This window comes from Lancefieldella parvula (genome assembly GCF_963530955.1).
Lineage (GTDB): Bacteria > Actinomycetota > Coriobacteriia > Coriobacteriales > Atopobiaceae > Lancefieldella > Lancefieldella parvula_A.
This window is the reverse complement of the sequence record NZ_CAUSFQ010000022.1, coordinates 1-16,424: the sequence shown is the minus strand read 5'-3', so window position 1 is coordinate 16,424 and position 16,424 is coordinate 1. Positions and strand designations below refer to the sequence as shown.

The following is a 16,424-nucleotide window of genomic DNA, read 5'->3' as shown; positions in this document are numbered from 1 at the left end:
ATCCAGGACTCGGCAAAAGAGATGCACGCAACCACAGGGCTTCTCACCAGGGAAATGGATCAGAGAGCAGCTCTTCTGATGATGGGAAGTCTCACACGGAAGAGCCTAAGCGCTCCGAGAAAAAGTCTTCTATAGCAGCGGCATCTAAGCGTTTGCGTCCTTTTGGCGGAAACTCATTTGATGATTATTACGATACCGCGCTTGCTGATTTTCCAGCTCCAGCCAAGTTCTTTAAATGGCTGGCAGTCAGTGTGCTTGGACTGATTACAAAAATCTGGTTTAGATGGCGCTGGGACAATGACCAACTCTTTGTTGGCGATAAGACCCCTCGCGTTCTTATCATGAACCACCCAACGTTTTTGGACCCCATTGTTACTGTTGTTCACCTCCTTGTTCACGGTATCCCCGTGAGAACCATCTACAAGAGTGAGTTCAACAAATTCAAACCGCTTCAGTGGGCACTTTCTAGACTGGGCGGTATTCCAGTAGACCGCGGAACTGCCGATATGAAGGCAATTCGTCGTGCAACTACGGCACTTTCTAGAGGAGAAATGCTTCTCATTTATCCTGAGGGCACCAGAGTCAGAAGCAACACTGAACGTGGAGAAACCCATGGCGGCTTTGCGCTTATCGCTCAGCTTGCCAAGGTGGATGTTCAGCCACTAGCTATTATTGGTGCGCTTGATATTAAGAAAAAAGGTTCTCCTCTGGTTAAGCCTGTAAAGGTGTATCTTCGCGCTGGTCAGAAGGTTTCTTTTAGTGATCTGACTTCTACAAAGCGTAAAGATCAGGCAAAAGAGATGGAAGAAATGGCCATGGAGAGGGTATACGAACTAAGAGATGCAATGCTCAAAGAGCATCCCGGAAGGAATTAGTTCGTGCCTACTATCAAAATTGCTGATGAAGCAGGTGCTTGTTACGGCGTAGAAAGAGCTCTTCAGATGGTCCAGCAGGCCGTCAAAGATGCTCATGCTCCCGTACGCACGCTTGGTCCTCTTATCCATAACCCTCGCGTTGTTACGTCTCTTAAAGACCAGGGCGTAGAGGTAGTTGATTCCGCTTCTGAAGCTGCAGGAAGTGCGCTATTGTTGCGCACCCATGGAGTAACTCCTCAAGAGGAGCAGATTGCCAAGGACGGCTGTGTCGACGTACTTGACGCAACCTGTCCGTTTGTAAAGAAAGCTCACGGAGCCGCAGAACTTCTCGCCAAGCAGGGCTATGCCGTGTACGTGGTAGGAGAGTCCGGACATCCTGAGGTAGAAGCAACGCTGGCTCACGTACCAGGTTCTTTGGCTATTGACACCGTGGAAGAAGTTGCCGCTCAGGCGGACGCCATGAGAGCTGCAAAGAAGGTTGGTCTAGTGGTACAGACCACCATGAGCGCCGCTAAGCTCTCTGAGGTGGTTACTGCGGTACTTCCGCTCGTTGATGAGCTTCGTGTCATGAATACCATTTGCGAAGCTACTGCGGGCCATCAGGACTCGTGTATGAGGCTTGCAAAAGAGTCTGACGTCATGATTATTATTGGCGGTAGAATTTCTGCAAATACCACTCGCTTGGCAGAGATTTCTAAGCTCTATTGCCCCGCAACCTATCACATTGAAGGCGCTGATGAGCTTCAGGCTTCCTGGTTTGAGGGAGCAGAGCATATTGGTATTACCGCCGGCGCTTCTACGCCGGAAGCTCATATCAATGCAGTTAAATCAGCTATTGAACAAATCGTAGGCGCCTAACATGGAACAGCGCGCAGACTACGGAAATACAAAATCTGGTGGACTTGGTGCGCTTATTGAGTCCGTTGAAGAGGGTAGTCCCGCGTGGAAGGCTGGCCTTGAGCCCGGCATGATTATCGAGAAGGTCAATGGCGTAGTGCCAAAAGATCTGATTGATTGGCGTTGGGAGGCCGACGGCTCCCTCTGTGAGCTTGAGGTTTCTGTTCCTGGTGAGGATGAGCTCTATGAATGCGTGCTTGAGCGAGAGTCCGGAGAAGACTGGGGCGTTGACTTTGTTGATGTGCTCTTTGATGGCATCAAGACCTGCGTAAACGCGTGCCAGTTCTGCTTTATGGCTATGCTGCCAGAAGACATGCGCCCTTCTCTTTCAATCAGAGATGATGATTATCGCCTGAGCTTCTTGCAGGGCAATTTTGTTACGCTCACTAACCTTACTGACGAGGATGTTGAGCGCATTATTTCTCATAAGCTTGAGCCTATGAACGTCTCGCTTCATGCAATCTCACCTGACGTTCGTCGTAATCTCATTGGCGCTCGTGCTGCTAGGGGCATTGAAGTACTTGAGAAACTCATGGACGCTGGGATTGAGATCCACGGCCAGATTGTTTTGTGCCCTAACATCAATGACGGTGAAGAGCTTGATAAAACGCTTGATTGGGTAGAGGCTCATCAGCAGATTACCTCTTTGGCCATTGTTCCGCTTGGCTATACCAAAGACTCCAAACGCTTTACGCATTCGTATTCTGATGATGTGGAGCTGTCCCGCTCTGTAGTCAAAATTGTTGAGCCCTACCAGGAGCGTGCACGTGCCTCTTTGGGCATTACGCGCTTCCAGCTCTCTGACGAGTTCTACGTAGACGCTCAGTTACCTATTCCACCTGCGTATACCTATGACGGTTATCCGCAATTTTATGACGGCATTGGCATGCTCAGAAGCTTCCTCGATGAGGCTGAAGAGGTCTGTAGCACTATGCGTACCGCTCTTGATGAAGCAGATACCTATCTTTCTGCTCGTTCTCGTAAGATTTTGCTGATTGTAGGCGAAGCTGCTCAGCAAACCATCCAGACCTTTTGTGATGACTGGTCGGCTGATGGCAACGTTTCTACTTTTGCCGTGCGCAACGATTTCTTTGGTGGAGACGTTAACGTCACAGGACTTATCTGCGCCGTTGATCTTCTCGCCCAGGTACCTGATGACCTCACAGATGTTCTGGTAGTGCTTCCTGAGGTCATGTTTAACTTTGATAAGATCACCCTTGATGGCATGTCACTAGCCGAATTAACTGCGCAGCTAGAGGCTCGCGGTGCAAAAGTCATCATGTCAATTCCTGGTCCCACAAACATTGCCAAGTCGTGCATTAAAGCGCTCAAAGAGTGGGATTAGCCACGTATTGCTGGTATTATTAAACCAACTGAATGAAAGGTGAGACATGGCTAAGCCCATTGTAGCTATTGTTGGACGCCCAAATGTTGGTAAGTCCACGCTGGTAAATAGAATTGCCGAGAAACGCGATGCAATCGTGCACGAATCTAGGGGAGTAACCCGAGACCGCTCATATCACGACGCTGACTGGAATGGTCGTGAGTTTAAGCTCATTGACACCGGCGGTATTGAGTCAATTAAATCGCAGGATCGTTTTGCTCCACACATTCGTGAGCAGGCGCTTCTTGCATGCGAAGAAGCAGATGTCATCGTTTTTGTGGTAGACGGCTCTACCGGCGTTACCGATGAAGACGAAGAGGTTGCACGCATTGTCCGCAAGAGCGCCAAGCCCGTGTTCTTGGTTGTCAACAAGAAAGATAACCCTGCAACAGAGCAGGATGGTCTTTGGGACTTCTATGCACTTGGTTGTGGTGAGCCCTTGCCTCTTTCTGCTTCACATGGTCACGGTACGGGTGACTTACTGGATGATATTGTCAACGCATTTCCAGAGGTAGATGAAGAGCCAGAGGATGACGGCATTCTCAACCTGGCAATTATTGGCCGTCCAAATGTTGGTAAATCATCACTTGCAAATCGCTTGGCAAATAAAAAGCGCTCCATTGTTTCTGATGTTGCTGGTACTACGCGTGACGCTATTGACACCATGATTGAATGGAAGGGAACTCCCATTCGTCTTGTTGATACCGCGGGTATTCGCAAAAAGAGCCAGGTACACGAGGATGTTGAGTACTACAGTCTGGTTAGAGGCCTGCAGGCAATGGACCGCGCAGACGTCTGTCTTCTTGTTGTTGACGCCTCTGTTGGCGTAACCGAGCAGGACCAGAAACTTGCAAACATGGCCGTAGAGCGTGGATGCGCGCTGGTGCTCCTGCTTAACAAGTGGGATCTTATTGATTCTGAGGCAAAGCGCGATGAGGTAGCAGTCTCTGTAGCAAAGCGCCTCGCCTTTGCACCTTGGATTGCTTCCATCAACGTTTCTGCACTTACTGGCCGCGCTATTGATAAGGTACTTGCCGCTGCTCTTTCGGCTGCAGAATCCCGCGCACTTCAGCTCAAGACTTCCGAGCTCAACGAGCTTCTCGCCCAGATTAGAGAAGGCGGACACACGGTTTCTGACCGAGGCCGTCGCCTTAAGATTCAGTACGCTACTCAGACGGGCTCTAAGCCTCCTGTTATCTCGTTCTGGTGCAATGCTCCAGACCTTGTTGAAGACAACTACGAGCGCTTTATTGAGAACAGGCTTCGCGAGAAGTTCTCTCTGATTGGTACACCTATTCGTTTGAAGTTCCGTAAGAAGGTCGAATCTAACTAATGTCTGGAATTGTTGTTGCTCTGATTTTTGGACTAATTGCATTTGGACTTGGCGGCATTCCATTTGGCCTGATTATTGCAAGTGTTATGGCTCATGAAGACATTCGCAAGCTTGGATCAGGAAACATTGGCACCACCAATGTTGCAAGAAATGCTGGTAAAGCCGCAGGTATTCTTACACTTCTTTGCGATGCAGGTAAGGGCATTGTCAGCGTCATGCTGGTTCGTTGGTTCTTGGGAGCCCAGGGATTTACTCCTCTGGTTTCGGGAAATGATCCAGCCGAGGCTGAGCTCCTCATATCTTGTGTGTATGCCTGGGGTGTTCTTGGTCATATTTTCTCGCCTTGGCTTCATTTCCATGGCGGTAAGGGAATTGCTGTTGGATTTGGCGGTGGCCTTGCAGTAAATCCACTTGCTGCTCTGGTAGCTCTTGCGGTGTTTATTACGCTTGCCTTACCAACTAAGTACGTATCGCTTGGCTCCATTGGCGCAGCTGTTGCCATTCCACTATTCTGCCTGCTATTTGGCATGGATCCCGTAGCTACTATTCCAGTGTTTGTGGTAGCAGCGGCAGTTATTTGGGCTCATCGCGAGAATATCAATCGTCTTAATGCTGGTAGTGAGTCTAAATTCTCTTTCGGCGAAAAGAAAAAGGACAACTAATCATGAAAAAAGTTGCTGTTATTGGTTCGGGATCATGGGGTACCGCGCTTTCAACACTTCTTGCTTCAACTTCTGATGAGGTAATCATCTGGTCCAGGGAGGCCGATGTTGCCGAGTCCATCAATAAAGAGCACGTCAACTGCAGACATCTTTCTGATTCTGAGCTTCCACACAATATTGTGTCTACCACTAGTGAGGCTGAGGCTCTCACCGGTGTAGATGCTGTTGTTATGGCTGCTCCTTCCGCGTTTTTGCGCTCTGTTTGTGCTGCTTGCGCACCATATCTTGATCCAGAGGTTGATGTTTTGATCCTCTCCAAGGGTATGGAAGCAGGTTCTCACAAGCTTATGCACGAAGTAGCTGCTGACGAGCTTGGAAACCCTGCAAGAATCGCCGTACTTTCCGGTCCAAACCACGCTGAAGAGGTCATTAAACAGGGAATTTCTGCAGCAGTTGTAGCATCTGAAGACGCCGAGGTTGCTAAGCGTTTCCAGACGTTGCTTTCTCGTTCATACTTCAGAACCTACGTTAGCTCTGACGTACGCGGTGTTGAGGCTTGTGCTGCTGCCAAAAACGTTGTTGCTATTGCCTGTGGTATTGCTGTTGGTCTGGGCAACGGTGATAACGCTCTTGCAGCACTTATGACACGTGGCTTAGCAGAGCTAGGACGCGTGGTATGCGCTATTGGCGGAGACCCACTCACCTGCATGGGTCTTGCAGGAATGGGAGACCTGGTAGCAACCTGTACCTCCGAGCATTCTAGAAATAGAACATTTGGAGAGGCTTTGGTCAAGGGTAAGACGCTTCAGTCTTATCAGGAAGAGACCGGTATGGTTGTTGAGGGTGCTCAGGCTGTCATTGGTCTTTATGAGCTTGGTCAGCAGATGAGCGTTGAGATGCCTATTACTGCAGCTGTTCACGCTGTACTTTACGAAGGTGCTACACCAGAAGAAATTACTTCTCGCCTTACAAACCGCCTTCCAAAGGAAGAATTTTATGGAATGACTCGATAGGAGAGTTTGATGAATAACGTCCTGGTAGCACCATCTGTTCTATCTGCAGATTTCTCCAAGCTTAAGAGCGAGCTTGATTCAATTGCAAACGCTGACTACATCCATTACGACGTGATGGATGGTCACTTTGTTCCTAATATCTCATTTGGTCCAGATATTTTCTCGTACTGCAAAAAGTCCTCTGAGCTGCCTATTGATGTCCATCTGATGGTCACCAATCCAGCTGAGATTGCACCTCTGTTCCTAGACCGTGGTGCTGACGTTGTCACCTTCCACTACGAGGCCGAGGTTCATGCTCATCGTCTTGTTCACCTTATCAAGGATTCCGGCGCTAAAGCTGGTATTTCACTTTGCCCTGGTACTCCCGTAAGCGTTCTTGAGGATCTTATCGAAGATCTTGACCTGGTGCTTATCATGACGGTTAATCCTGGCTTTGGTGGTCAGAAGTTTATTCCTCACTCAATTGAGAAGCTGAAGGCTCTCAAAGAGCTCTGCCGTAAGCACAACGTTCATCCTCTGATTGAGGTTGATGGTGGCATTAGCTCAGCTAACGCAGCCGATGTTGTAGCCGCTGGCGCTGATATGCTTGTTGCGGGTAGTGCTGTGTTTGGCCAGGAAGATCGCGGTGCAACTATCCAGGCAATCCGCGCTGCTGGCGAGTCTGCTCTTACCGTTCAGGGCTAGGCTGCACTCTCAAGCATTATTTGCATATAAACTACCAAGATTGAATCAACAGAAACATACTATGGATTACGTTTACCTAGACTATGCAGCTTCAGCACCAATGCGCCAAGAAGCGCTTGATGCCGAGAAAACCTATGAGGCTTCACCTATTGCTGGGGTGAACCCAAACTCTTTGCACTCGCTTGGTCGTCAAGCGGCGCGAGAGCTTGATGGAGCTCGTGGCGTCATCGCACGTGCAGTAGGTGGTAAGTTTAGGGCTCCTGACGTGGTCTTTTGCTCTGGAGGAACTGAGGGCAATAACCTCTCTGTTCTTGGAATAGCAGAAGGTATTCGCAACAAAGACCACAAGCGCAACACGGTGGTTTTCTCGGCCATTGAACACGATTCTATTTTGGATCTTGCGCCTGTTCTTCGCGAGAAGGGCTTTGAGGTACGAATTGCTCAGCCTAACCGTCAGGGAAAGATTGAGGCTTCAGCCCTTGAGGGTCTTTTGGATCAGTCGGTAGCTCTTGTTTCTGTGATGTATGCCAATAATGAGACGGGTGTTATCCAGCCGGTTGCAGACCTTGCTCAAGCTGCGCATAAGGTGGGTGCTCTTTTTCATACTGACGCTGTTCAGGCGTTTGGTCGTATTCCTCTTGAGGTAGCAGATGTAGATGCTCTGACTGTTGCTGCCCATAAAATTGGTGGACCTCTGGGTATTGCCGCGGTGCTTATGCGTTCTAAGGTTCCCTTTAAGGCACAAAGTTACGGCGGGGGACAAGAGTCTGGTAGACGCCATGGTACTCAGGACGTTCGTAGTGCCCTCGCTTTTGCGGCAGCTGCCAAGTGGTGCCTGGATAACCTTTCCAAAACGCAAGAGAGCGTTTCTGCGCGCGCCAATAAGGTATATGAGACTCTTTGCGCTTCTCCCAAGATTAAGCCAACTACAGAGGCTTACGCCGGCAAAGATCACATGCCTGGCACGGTAAGCATTATGGTTCCCTCAATGGATTCCGAGACGCTTATCTTAAAGCTTGACCAGGCAGGTTATGAAGTTTCAGCTGGCTCTGCTTGTTCTTCAGGCTCACTTGACGCAAGCCACGTTCTCTCGGCTATGGGCATCTCTAGAAACGAGGCTCTAGGAAGCTTACGCATAACCTTTGACGAGCGCGTTTCTGAGGCAGACCTTGATACATTCTGTGCAACCTTGCTGCAGATTGTTGGATAAATTTTTCACATACTAATCTCTACATTAGTTATGTTCTGCGTCTGATACGTCCTCATATACGGTAGACTAGATGAGTAACCGTATATGAGGAGGCCCTATGAGTGAGTCTGTTAATCTGATGCAGCTCCAGGATATTGATTTGCAGCTGCTAAAACTCGCATCCAACTTGGCCTCAATGCCCCAGGTTCAAAAGATTAAAAACGCCCAACTTGCAGAGAAAAAGATTGCTTCTCAGCTTAAACAGGTACTTGGCGTTAAAAAAGACGTAGAAATTGATATTTCTGACCTCAATGAGCAGCGCGCCCATTATGTCCTTAAGACAGAAGAGGTTTCTGCTGCTGTAGAAACTGCAACTAATCATCGTGCTCTTAGAGACTTTGACCAGCAGCTTTCTTCTTTGGCAAAGAATATCGAGAAGTGCGATTTTAAACTTGCAGCAAAAACAGAAGAGCTTGAGAAGTGCAAGAAGGCTTATCAGACAGCTCAAGACTTGCAGGTAAAGCTTATGAAAGAGCGTGAGAGCCTTTCTCAGTCCCTTGAGATTGATTCTGCGGCTCTTCGCGCAGAGATTGTTGAGCTCTCTAAATCTCGAGAAGAGCTTGCAGCTCAGATTTCTTCTGACACGCTTGAGCGCTATGAAGCTGCACGTAAACGTTTTAAGGGTCTGGCAGTTGAGCACCTTGTAGGAAACGTTCCAAGTGTCTGTCGCGTTAAACTGCAACCAAGTTCATTCCACGATCTTCAGCACAGCTCCGAGATTGCTGAGTGCCCTTATTGCCACAGGATGCTTATTACTTCTACAGCGTTTGAAGAATAAAGGAATTTATCGCTATGTTAGATAAAACCGCTCAGTCCTCTGTATGCCTTGTGGTGTGCGGAGGAATTGCTGCATATAAAGCCTGCGAAGTACTCAGAGGCCTTCAGAAAGCAGGCTGTGACGTTCGTGTTGTTATGACAGAAGACGCAACTCAATTTGTAGGAAAGACTACCTTTGAAGCATTAACGCATCATGAGGTAGTGCAGTCGCTCTACAACAATGCCGAAACTCCAGTTGCTCACGTTGACCTTGCTGACTGGGCAGATTGCATGGTAGTTATACCAGCTACTGCCAATATCATGGCAAAAATGGCTCATGGTATAGCTGATGACGCTGCAAGCACAACGCTTCTAGCAGCTCATACACCAGTTCTTGTGGCTCCTGCCATGAATACACATATGTGGAAAAATCCAGCCACTCAGGCAAATGTCGCACTGCTCCGTCAACGCGGCATCCACATGGTTATGCCTGAGTCAGGTCGTCTTGCCTGCGGCTATACCGGAGACGGAAAGCTTGCTCCAGTACAGCAGATTGTAGACGCTGCACTGAAGGTTCTTTCTGGTAATGACGCGGGGCCATCCAAGCAAGATCTTGCAGGTGAAAAGCTTCTTATTACCGCAGGACCAACGCACGAGAAGATCGATCCAGTTCGCTTTATTGCCAACTGTTCAACAGGAAAACTTGGCTATACCGTGGCTAAAGTTGCAGCTAGTCGTGGAGCGGATGTCACCCTTATCTCTGGACCCACACACCTAGAGGCTCCTCAAGGTGTTACCGTGCAAAGAGTAGTATCTGCTGAAGATATGTATGAGGCTTGTGCAAGCGTCTTTGACAGCGTTGACGTTGCTATTTTGACGGCAGCTGTTGCCGACTACACGCCCGCTCATCCCGCAGACCATAAGCTCAAGAAATCATTAGAGTATCTTGAGTCTATTGACCTTAAAGAAACCACCGATATTCTCGCCAGCCTGTCTAAGACTAAGAAAGACCAGGTTGTAGTAGGTTTTGCAGCAGAGACAAATAACGTCTTGGAGCATGCTCAGGCTAAACTTGAGCGTAAAGGTTGCTCCATGATTGTGGCAAATGATGTGTCTAGGTCAGATTCAACCTTTGGTTCAGATACAGACCGTGTGGCTTTTGTAACTCCTCAAGGTGTAGAACAGCTTGAGACTTTGCCACTTGCTGACGTAGCCTCTGAGCTTTTGGACCGTGTGGCCAAGATGCTTGAGGAGCGTGCATAGCGTGCAACCAGAAGATCTTTTTATTGGATGCCATCTCTCGGCAGCTAAGGGCTGGGAGGCAATGGGTAAGGATGCTCTTTCTATTGGTGCAACTACCTTTGCTTTCTTTACTAGAAACCCTCGTGGTGGCAACGCTAAGGCTCTAGATGAGGCTGATGTTGCAAGGCTTAGGGAGCTTCTTGAGGTCAATCACTTTGGACCTTTGGTTGCACACGCTCCTTACACCATGAATCTATGTTCGGCTAAAGAGGAAACCAGAGATTTTGCACGTCGAGCGCTCACAGAAGATCTTGAGCGTATGGAGTATCTGCCTGGTAATTATTACAATTTCCATCCCGGTAGCCATGTGGGTCAAGGCTCTGACGTGGCAATTGAGCAGATTTCAGACGCGCTTAACGATTGCCTGTTTGAAGGCCAGCACACCACCGTACTTCTTGAAACTATGGCTGGTAAAGGCACTGAAGTTGGTAAAACGTTTGAAGAGATTGCTGCAATTCTAGATAAGGTAAACCACCCCGAGCTTATGGGTGTGTGCCTTGATACCTGCCATGTTCATGATGGCGGCTATGAGATTGTAGAAAATCTTGATGATGTTCTAGATACATTTGACCAGATAGTTGGCTTAGAAAAGCTAAAAGCCTTGCACCTTAATGACTCAAAGAATCCTCTTGGAGCTCATAAAGACAGACATGAACAGATTGGCAAAGGCTTCATTGGCTTAGAAACGTTCCGAGCTGTGGTGACTAATCCGCGTATCAATACGCTTCCTATGATTTTGGAAACTCCTCATTCTGAGCTTTCTGGTTGGGGAGAAGAAATTGCGTTACTTCGTTCTTTTTTAGGTGATAACTAGTGGGAATTCTGGTAGGTTGCGAACAAATCTCTATGGAGTGGCCTGGTAAGAAGGTTCTTACCAACCAAACCATTGGTGTAAATGAGGGTGACCGTATTGGCGTTGTCGGTAAAAACGGTGACGGAAAATCAACCCTCTTAGATCTTATCGCCAAAAGAATTGAGCCCGATTCTGGTAACGTAATTTGGAGAAGTGGCATCCAAGTAGGCTATATGGGCCAAAGTGATTCACTTTCTGATACACAGACAGTTTGCAGTGCTGTTGTGGGAGACACGCCAGAGTACGAGTGGGCATCTGACGCTCGCATCCGTAAGATTATTGATGAGCTCATTGGAGACTTGGACTGGAATGGTCTGGTAGGAGAGCTCTCCGGAGGTCAGCGTAGACGCTGCGATTTGGCTCGACTGCTTGTGGGTACCTGGGATTTAATGCTTATTGACGAGCCAACCAACCACCTTGATCTTCACGCTATTCAGTGGCTTGCAAATCACCTTAAAAACCGCTGGTCAGAGGGAAATGGCGCCCTCATTCTGGTCACACATGACCGTTGGTTCTTGGATGAGGTCTGCGACCACATGTGGGAAGTCCACGATGGCGTTATTGACCCTTTTGACGGCGGCTATTCTGCCTACATTCAAGCTCGAGTTGAACGTGATAGACAGGCAGCGGTGATGGAAGAGCGTCGTCAGAATACGCTTAGAAAAGAGCTTAACTGGCTTGCACATGGTGCAAAGGCACGCACGTCAAAGCCTAAGTTTAGGATTGACGCTGCCATGGAGCTTCTGGCCGAAGATCCACCACTTAGAAACACGCTTGAGCTCAAACGCATGGCAGTCTCTAGGCTAGGCAAGCAGGTTATTGAGATGCATGACGTCTCGTTTGCTTACAAAAATACCGCACATACAACAGAAGCAGATCAAAATGCGCAGGTAGACGTCATTAAGCACGTCGAGTGGCTCATTGGTCCAGGTGACCGCTATGGCATTTTGGGCGAGAATGGCGCTGGTAAATCTACGCTTCTTGAACTGATGACGCAGCAACTGCAGCCAACGTCTGGTCTGGTAAAGGTAGGCAAGTCCGTCAAATTTGGTTGGCTTTCTCAGCAGATTGATACGTTTGCCACAAAAGAGACGTGGACTGTTCTTGAACTACTTAGCCAGTACAAGACAAGTTACCTGGTAAATGGCAAGATGCAAAGCCCTACACAGTTGCTTGAAAGTTTGGGCTTTGATCGCCGAGAGTTTACCAACCGCTTGCAAGACCTCTCCGGAGGACAGCGTAGACGTTTGGCACTTCTGTGCGTCCTTCTGGAAGAGCCAAACGTGCTGGTGCTGGACGAGCCAGGCAACGACCTGGATACGGACATGCTTGCCGTCTTGGAAGATCTCCTGGACTCGTGGCCTGGAACGCTTCTGGTGGTCAGCCACGATCGGTTCTTGATTGAGCGCGTTACCGATGACCAGTATGCCCTCATAGACGGCCACATTCGCCACGTTCCTGGCGGCGTTGACGAGTACCTCAAGCTTGTTGATGCAGCAAAGCAAACGGCGAGAAGAGCGGGGGAGTTGTCGGGTACACGCGGATGCTTAGGTACAAATGAGCCGCAGGTAGACGGGTCTTCTCGCCAGGGTACTGCGGTACTGAGTAACGCTGAACGCCGCGAGATGAAGAAACGCTTTGACTCGATTGAGAGGCGTATGGGCAAGGCTCAGGAACTGCCTGAGCAGATTAGGGAACAAATGAGCACTGCTGACGCGACAGATGCGCAGCGTTTAATGGAGTTGCAGCAGCAGCTTGATGACGCAGAAGCAGCGCTGAAGGAGCTGGAAGACGAGTGGCTAACGCTAGCAGAGAAACTTGGTGAAGCGTAAATGGGAGAGTTGCTCTCTAGGTTTGTATGGCCAAAGTATGGTCTCAAGAGTTTTGTTGCCTTGCTTTGTAAGGGCGTTGAGGTCATCGGGGATCTTCTCACACCGCTGATTATTGCTCGCATGATTGACCTGGGAATTCACGGGGCAAACATGTATGACATTATTCGCTACGGTATTTTGTTAGTAGTAATCGCAATTGTGGGCTTTAGTTTTACGCTTGTCTGTCAGAAAATTGCTTCTATTGTTTCTCAGCGCACGGGAACTGACCTGCGCAATGAGCTGTTTAAGAAGATTCAAGAGCTCTCAAGTGCCGATATTTCTGTACTGGGAACAGATACGCTGGTAACCCGCCTTATCAACGATGTTAACCAGGTGCAGGTTAGCGTTGCTCTGGGTATTCGTCAGCTGGTCAGATGGCCAATTTTGGCGGCTGGATCTATTATTGCCACCCTTATGCTTGATGCTCAGCTTGGCATGGTCTTCTTGATTGCAACAGTGTTGGTAGCTGCTATTTTCTTCTTTGTTGCGCGTAAATCTACAGAACTTTTTACTGAGCTGCAGAAGCGCCTTGATACCGTTTCTTTATATATGCGTCAAATGCTCTCTGGTATTCGTGTAATCAGAGCATTTAGGCATGAGTCAGAAGAAAGGGTTCAGTTCTCTGAAGCAGTCCTTGCTCAGACAAAAATGGCTACTGATGCTGCAAATTACTCAGCGCTACTGAACCCAGCGACCTTCCTTGTTATGTACCTGGGAATTGCCGTAACACTTTGGCTTGCGGCCCCTCAGATTACCGCGGGTACGCTATCCCAAGGTACCGTGGTGGCACTTGTCAGCTATATGACCAGTGCGCTTTTAGCTATTGGCTACGTTGCTAACCTGGTTATTATCATTACACGCGGAACTGCGTCTGCTGCACGCGTGATGGAAGTTCTGAACACTAGGCCAGCGCTCTCTGATAAGGGAAACGAGCATTTCAACCTCACAGAATCAGACTTCGTTGGCACTGCTGTAGCGTTTAAGGATGCTTCGCTTGTCTACGACGGCGGGGGAGAGCCTGCTCTTTCTGGTATCAATCTTTCGCTTCAGGCTGGCCAGACGCTGGGTATCATCGGCGGAACTGGTTCTGGTAAGTCCAGCTTTGCCGCACTCATCCCACGTCTTTTTGATACGGAAACCGGTTCTGTAAGCGTCTTTGGTCAAGACGTTAAAACCTACACATTTGAGCAGCTTCGTGCTCTCATTGGCTACGTTCCGCAGCACACCTCACTAGTTAGCGGCACCATTCGCTCCAATCTCTGCTGGAAGAATTCAAACGCTACCGACGAGGAGCTTTGGGCAGCCCTTGAGGTTGCTCAAGCAGCAGACTTTGTGCGCGAGAAACCCGATCAGCTTGACAGCATTGTTGAGCGTGGCGGCAAGAACTTCTCGGGTGGTCAGCGCCAGCGTTTAACCATTGCTCGTGCCCTGGTGGGAAACCCGCGCATTGTTATCTTGGACGACGCTGCCTCTGCTCTTGATTTTGCTACGGACGCACACCTCCGTGCAGCGCTTCGTAAGCTCAGCGCCACCACTACAAGCATCATTATTTCGCAGCGTGTAGCAGCGGTAATGCAAGCAGACAAGATTCTTGTTCTTGACCACGGAAAACAAGTGGGGCTGGGAACACACAAAGAACTTCTCGCCACGTGCCCGCTCTATAAAGAGATTTGTCTCTCGCAGCTTCGTCCCGAGGAGGTGGAGTAATGGCCGATATGTATTCTGGCGGAAGCACCTCCGCTATTGCATCAAGCGCGCCTGAGCATGGCAAGGGCGGCTCAGTAGATGTCATTTCTATGTCTGCAGCAGAAGTAACGCGCCGTCTAGCTTCATGGATTTCTCCTCACGGAGGTTTTCTGGTTCTTGCGGCAGCCTCTTCAATTGCAACCGTGCTTTTGCAACTCTGGGTACCCATCATTGTAGGCGCCGCCATCGACCAGCTGATAAGGCTAGTGCAGGGTGGCGAGGCAGCACTTCTGCCAACGCTTGCTCAGCTCTCGGTGGTAGTTTTGCTTGCAAGCGCTACGCAGTGGCTTGCTTCTTGGTCTACCAATAAGCTCACCTACCTGGTCACCCGTGACCTCAGAGAGGCAGCACATACCAAGGTGTCAAATCTACCGCTCTCGTACATTGACACGCATTCCCAGGGAGATTTGCTCTCTAGGGTAGTAAACGATGTGGATCAGCTAGGAGATGGCCTCCAGCAGGGCCTGACGCAGTTCCTTACGGGCGTGGTGACCATTATTGGAACCTTGTGCTTTATGTTCTTTATGTCGGTTCCTATGGGCCTTGTAGTTGCTCTAGCTACACCGCTCTCTATTATTGTTGCTTCCGGCATTACCAAGTACGCAAGCTCATCTTTTAGCAAGCAGCAGGGCTACCAGGGTCAGCTTGGCGGATACGCAGAAGAGATGGTCTCTAACCAGGAGCTTATTACTGCTTTTGCCCACAAAGATGCCATTATTGAGCAGTTTGAAGCTATTAACGAGAAACTCCGTGTTGTTGGAGAGCGTGCGCAGTTTGCCTCTTCGCTCTCTAACCCTTCTACGCGTCTGGTAAACAACTTCATTTATGCACTGGTAGCTGGACTTGGCTGCATTTGCGTTTTGACGGGCGTTCCTTCTGTGCTTACCATTGGTCAGGTACAGAGCTTCCTCTCGTATGCCAACCAGTACATGAAGCCTTTTAACGCCATTTCCGCAGTTGTTACACAGGTTCAGACAGCCTATGCAAGCGCTCGTCGAGTCTTTGATCTTCTCGACGCAAAGGAAATCAAGCCTGATCCAGTAGACGCTGAAGTCATCCAGAATCCACAAGGCACCATTGAGTTTGATGACGTGGCGTTCTCCTATGATCCTAAGCACCCGCTACTCAGCCACATCTCATTCAAGGCAGAGCCTGGCCAGAAGATTGCTCTTGTTGGCCCAACTGGCTGCGGCAAGACCACCCTTATTAACCTGCTACTTAGGTTCTATAGCATTGATTCTGGTGCAATTTACGTGGATGGACACAATACGCAAAAGCTCACGCGAGCATCACTGAGAGAGCAGTTTGGTATGGTGCTGCAGGATACCTGGCTGTTTAAGGGAACCATCAAAGAGAATATCCGTTATGCAAAGCCAGACGCAACCGATGAAGAGATCATCGCCGCAGCTCAAAAGGCTCAGGCGCATGAGTTTATCCAGCAGCTTCCTCAGGGTTACGACACCATGGTAGGAGAGTCTGGCGGATCTTTATCTCAGGGCCAGCAGCAGCTTCTCTGCATTGCTCGTGTGATGCTTGCCAATCCACCTATTCTGCTTCTGGACGAGGCGACTTCAAGCATTGATACGCGAACAGAACAGCTGGTACAGAAGGCGTTTGACACCATCATGAAGGGTAGAACTTCACTGGTTGTTGCCCACAGGCTCTCTACCATCCAAGGCGCCGATTGCATTCTTGTTCTCAAGGACGGCTCGATTCTTGAGCGAGGCACTCACGATGAGCTCTTGGCCCAAGGCGGTTTCTACGCCAAGCTTTACGAGAGTCAGTTTGAAGGTACTAAC

General features: G+C 49.2%; 14 protein-coding genes. All 14 read left to right on the top strand.

Annotated features, from left to right (window positions below):
• On the top strand, window positions 1-875 hold an 875-nt coding region (locus RWJ43_RS02845; RefSeq protein ID WP_314007526.1), incomplete at its 5' end, for a lysophospholipid acyltransferase family protein.
• Window positions 876-878: 3 nt separating this feature from the next.
• The gene (gene ispH, locus RWJ43_RS02840) at window positions 879-1,733 is read left to right on the top strand and encodes a 4-hydroxy-3-methylbut-2-enyl diphosphate reductase (RefSeq protein WP_314007523.1); all 855 of its coding nucleotides are present in this window, start codon (window positions 879-881) and stop codon (window positions 1,731-1,733) included.
• Window position 1,734: 1 nt separating this feature from the next.
• Window positions 1,735-3,117 (top strand): DUF512 domain-containing protein, encoded by a 1,383-nt coding sequence (locus RWJ43_RS02835; protein ID WP_314007519.1) that lies wholly within the window; start codon window positions 1,735-1,737, stop codon window positions 3,115-3,117.
• Between the two features lie 46 nt (window positions 3,118-3,163).
• Window positions 3,164-4,489, top strand: coding sequence for a ribosome biogenesis GTPase Der (gene der / locus RWJ43_RS02830; RefSeq protein ID WP_314007516.1), 1,326 nt, complete (start codon window positions 3,164-3,166; stop codon window positions 4,487-4,489).
• Entirely contained in the window at window positions 4,489-5,151 is a 663-nt protein-coding gene (gene plsY, locus RWJ43_RS02825; protein WP_314007513.1) for a glycerol-3-phosphate 1-O-acyltransferase PlsY, read from the top strand. The genes der and plsY overlap by 1 nt, the downstream gene beginning before the upstream one ends.
• Window positions 5,152-5,153: 2 nt before the next feature.
• Window positions 5,154-6,164, top strand: a complete 1,011-nt coding sequence (locus RWJ43_RS02820; protein WP_314007510.1) for an NAD(P)H-dependent glycerol-3-phosphate dehydrogenase — start codon at window positions 5,154-5,156, stop codon at window positions 6,162-6,164.
• Between the two features lie 9 nt (window positions 6,165-6,173).
• A complete protein-coding gene (rpe, locus tag RWJ43_RS02815; protein ID WP_314007507.1) occupies window positions 6,174-6,848 on the top strand; it encodes a ribulose-phosphate 3-epimerase in 675 nt (224 codons plus the stop codon).
• A 61-nt stretch (window positions 6,849-6,909) separates the two neighbouring features.
• The gene (locus tag RWJ43_RS02810; protein WP_314007504.1) at window positions 6,910-8,058 is read left to right on the top strand and encodes a cysteine desulfurase family protein; all 1,149 of its coding nucleotides are present in this window, start codon (window positions 6,910-6,912) and stop codon (window positions 8,056-8,058) included.
• Between the two features lie 97 nt (window positions 8,059-8,155).
• A complete protein-coding gene (locus tag RWJ43_RS02805; RefSeq protein WP_314007501.1) occupies window positions 8,156-8,875 on the top strand; it encodes a C4-type zinc ribbon domain-containing protein in 720 nt (239 codons plus the stop codon).
• 14 nt (window positions 8,876-8,889) lie between these two features.
• Window positions 8,890-10,116: a bifunctional phosphopantothenoylcysteine decarboxylase/phosphopantothenate--cysteine ligase CoaBC gene (coaBC, locus tag RWJ43_RS02800; RefSeq protein ID WP_314007499.1), complete on the top strand. Its 1,227-nt coding sequence runs from the start codon at window positions 8,890-8,892 to the stop codon at window positions 10,114-10,116.
• Window position 10,117: 1 nt separating this feature from the next.
• On the top strand, window positions 10,118-10,969 hold the full coding sequence (locus tag RWJ43_RS02795) for a deoxyribonuclease IV (RefSeq protein ID WP_314007496.1): 852 nt from the start codon (window positions 10,118-10,120) through the stop codon (window positions 10,967-10,969).
• Window positions 10,969-12,840 (top strand): ABC-F family ATP-binding cassette domain-containing protein, encoded by a 1,872-nt coding sequence (locus tag RWJ43_RS02790; protein ID WP_314007493.1) that lies wholly within the window; start codon window positions 10,969-10,971, stop codon window positions 12,838-12,840. The genes RWJ43_RS02795 and RWJ43_RS02790 overlap by 1 nt, the downstream gene beginning before the upstream one ends.
• On the top strand, window positions 12,841-14,586 hold the full coding sequence (locus tag RWJ43_RS02785) for an ABC transporter ATP-binding protein (protein ID WP_314007491.1): 1,746 nt from the start codon (window positions 12,841-12,843) through the stop codon (window positions 14,584-14,586).
• Window positions 14,586-16,424, top strand: a 1,839-nt coding sequence (locus RWJ43_RS02780; RefSeq protein WP_314007488.1) for an ABC transporter ATP-binding protein, incomplete at its 3' end; no start/stop codon positions are given. The genes RWJ43_RS02785 and RWJ43_RS02780, both read left to right, overlap by 1 nt.

Coding starts and splice junctions, on each gene's coding strand:
- rpe (WP_314007507.1), top strand. CDS start 6,174: ATGAATAACGTCCTGGTAGCACCATCTGTTCTATCTGCAGATTTCTCC.
- RWJ43_RS02810 (WP_314007504.1), top strand. CDS start 6,910: ATGGATTACGTTTACCTAGACTATGCAGCTTCAGCACCAATGCGCCAA.
- RWJ43_RS02820 (WP_314007510.1), top strand. CDS start 5,154: ATGAAAAAAGTTGCTGTTATTGGTTCGGGATCATGGGGTACCGCGCTT.
- der (WP_314007516.1), top strand. CDS start 3,164: ATGGCTAAGCCCATTGTAGCTATTGTTGGACGCCCAAATGTTGGTAAG.
- RWJ43_RS02785 (WP_314007491.1), top strand. CDS start 12,841: ATGGGAGAGTTGCTCTCTAGGTTTGTATGGCCAAAGTATGGTCTCAAG.
- coaBC (WP_314007499.1), top strand. CDS start 8,890: ATGTTAGATAAAACCGCTCAGTCCTCTGTATGCCTTGTGGTGTGCGGA.
- RWJ43_RS02805 (WP_314007501.1), top strand. CDS start 8,156: ATGAGTGAGTCTGTTAATCTGATGCAGCTCCAGGATATTGATTTGCAG.
- RWJ43_RS02835 (WP_314007519.1), top strand. CDS start 1,735: ATGGAACAGCGCGCAGACTACGGAAATACAAAATCTGGTGGACTTGGT.
- plsY (WP_314007513.1), top strand. CDS start 4,489: ATGTCTGGAATTGTTGTTGCTCTGATTTTTGGACTAATTGCATTTGGA.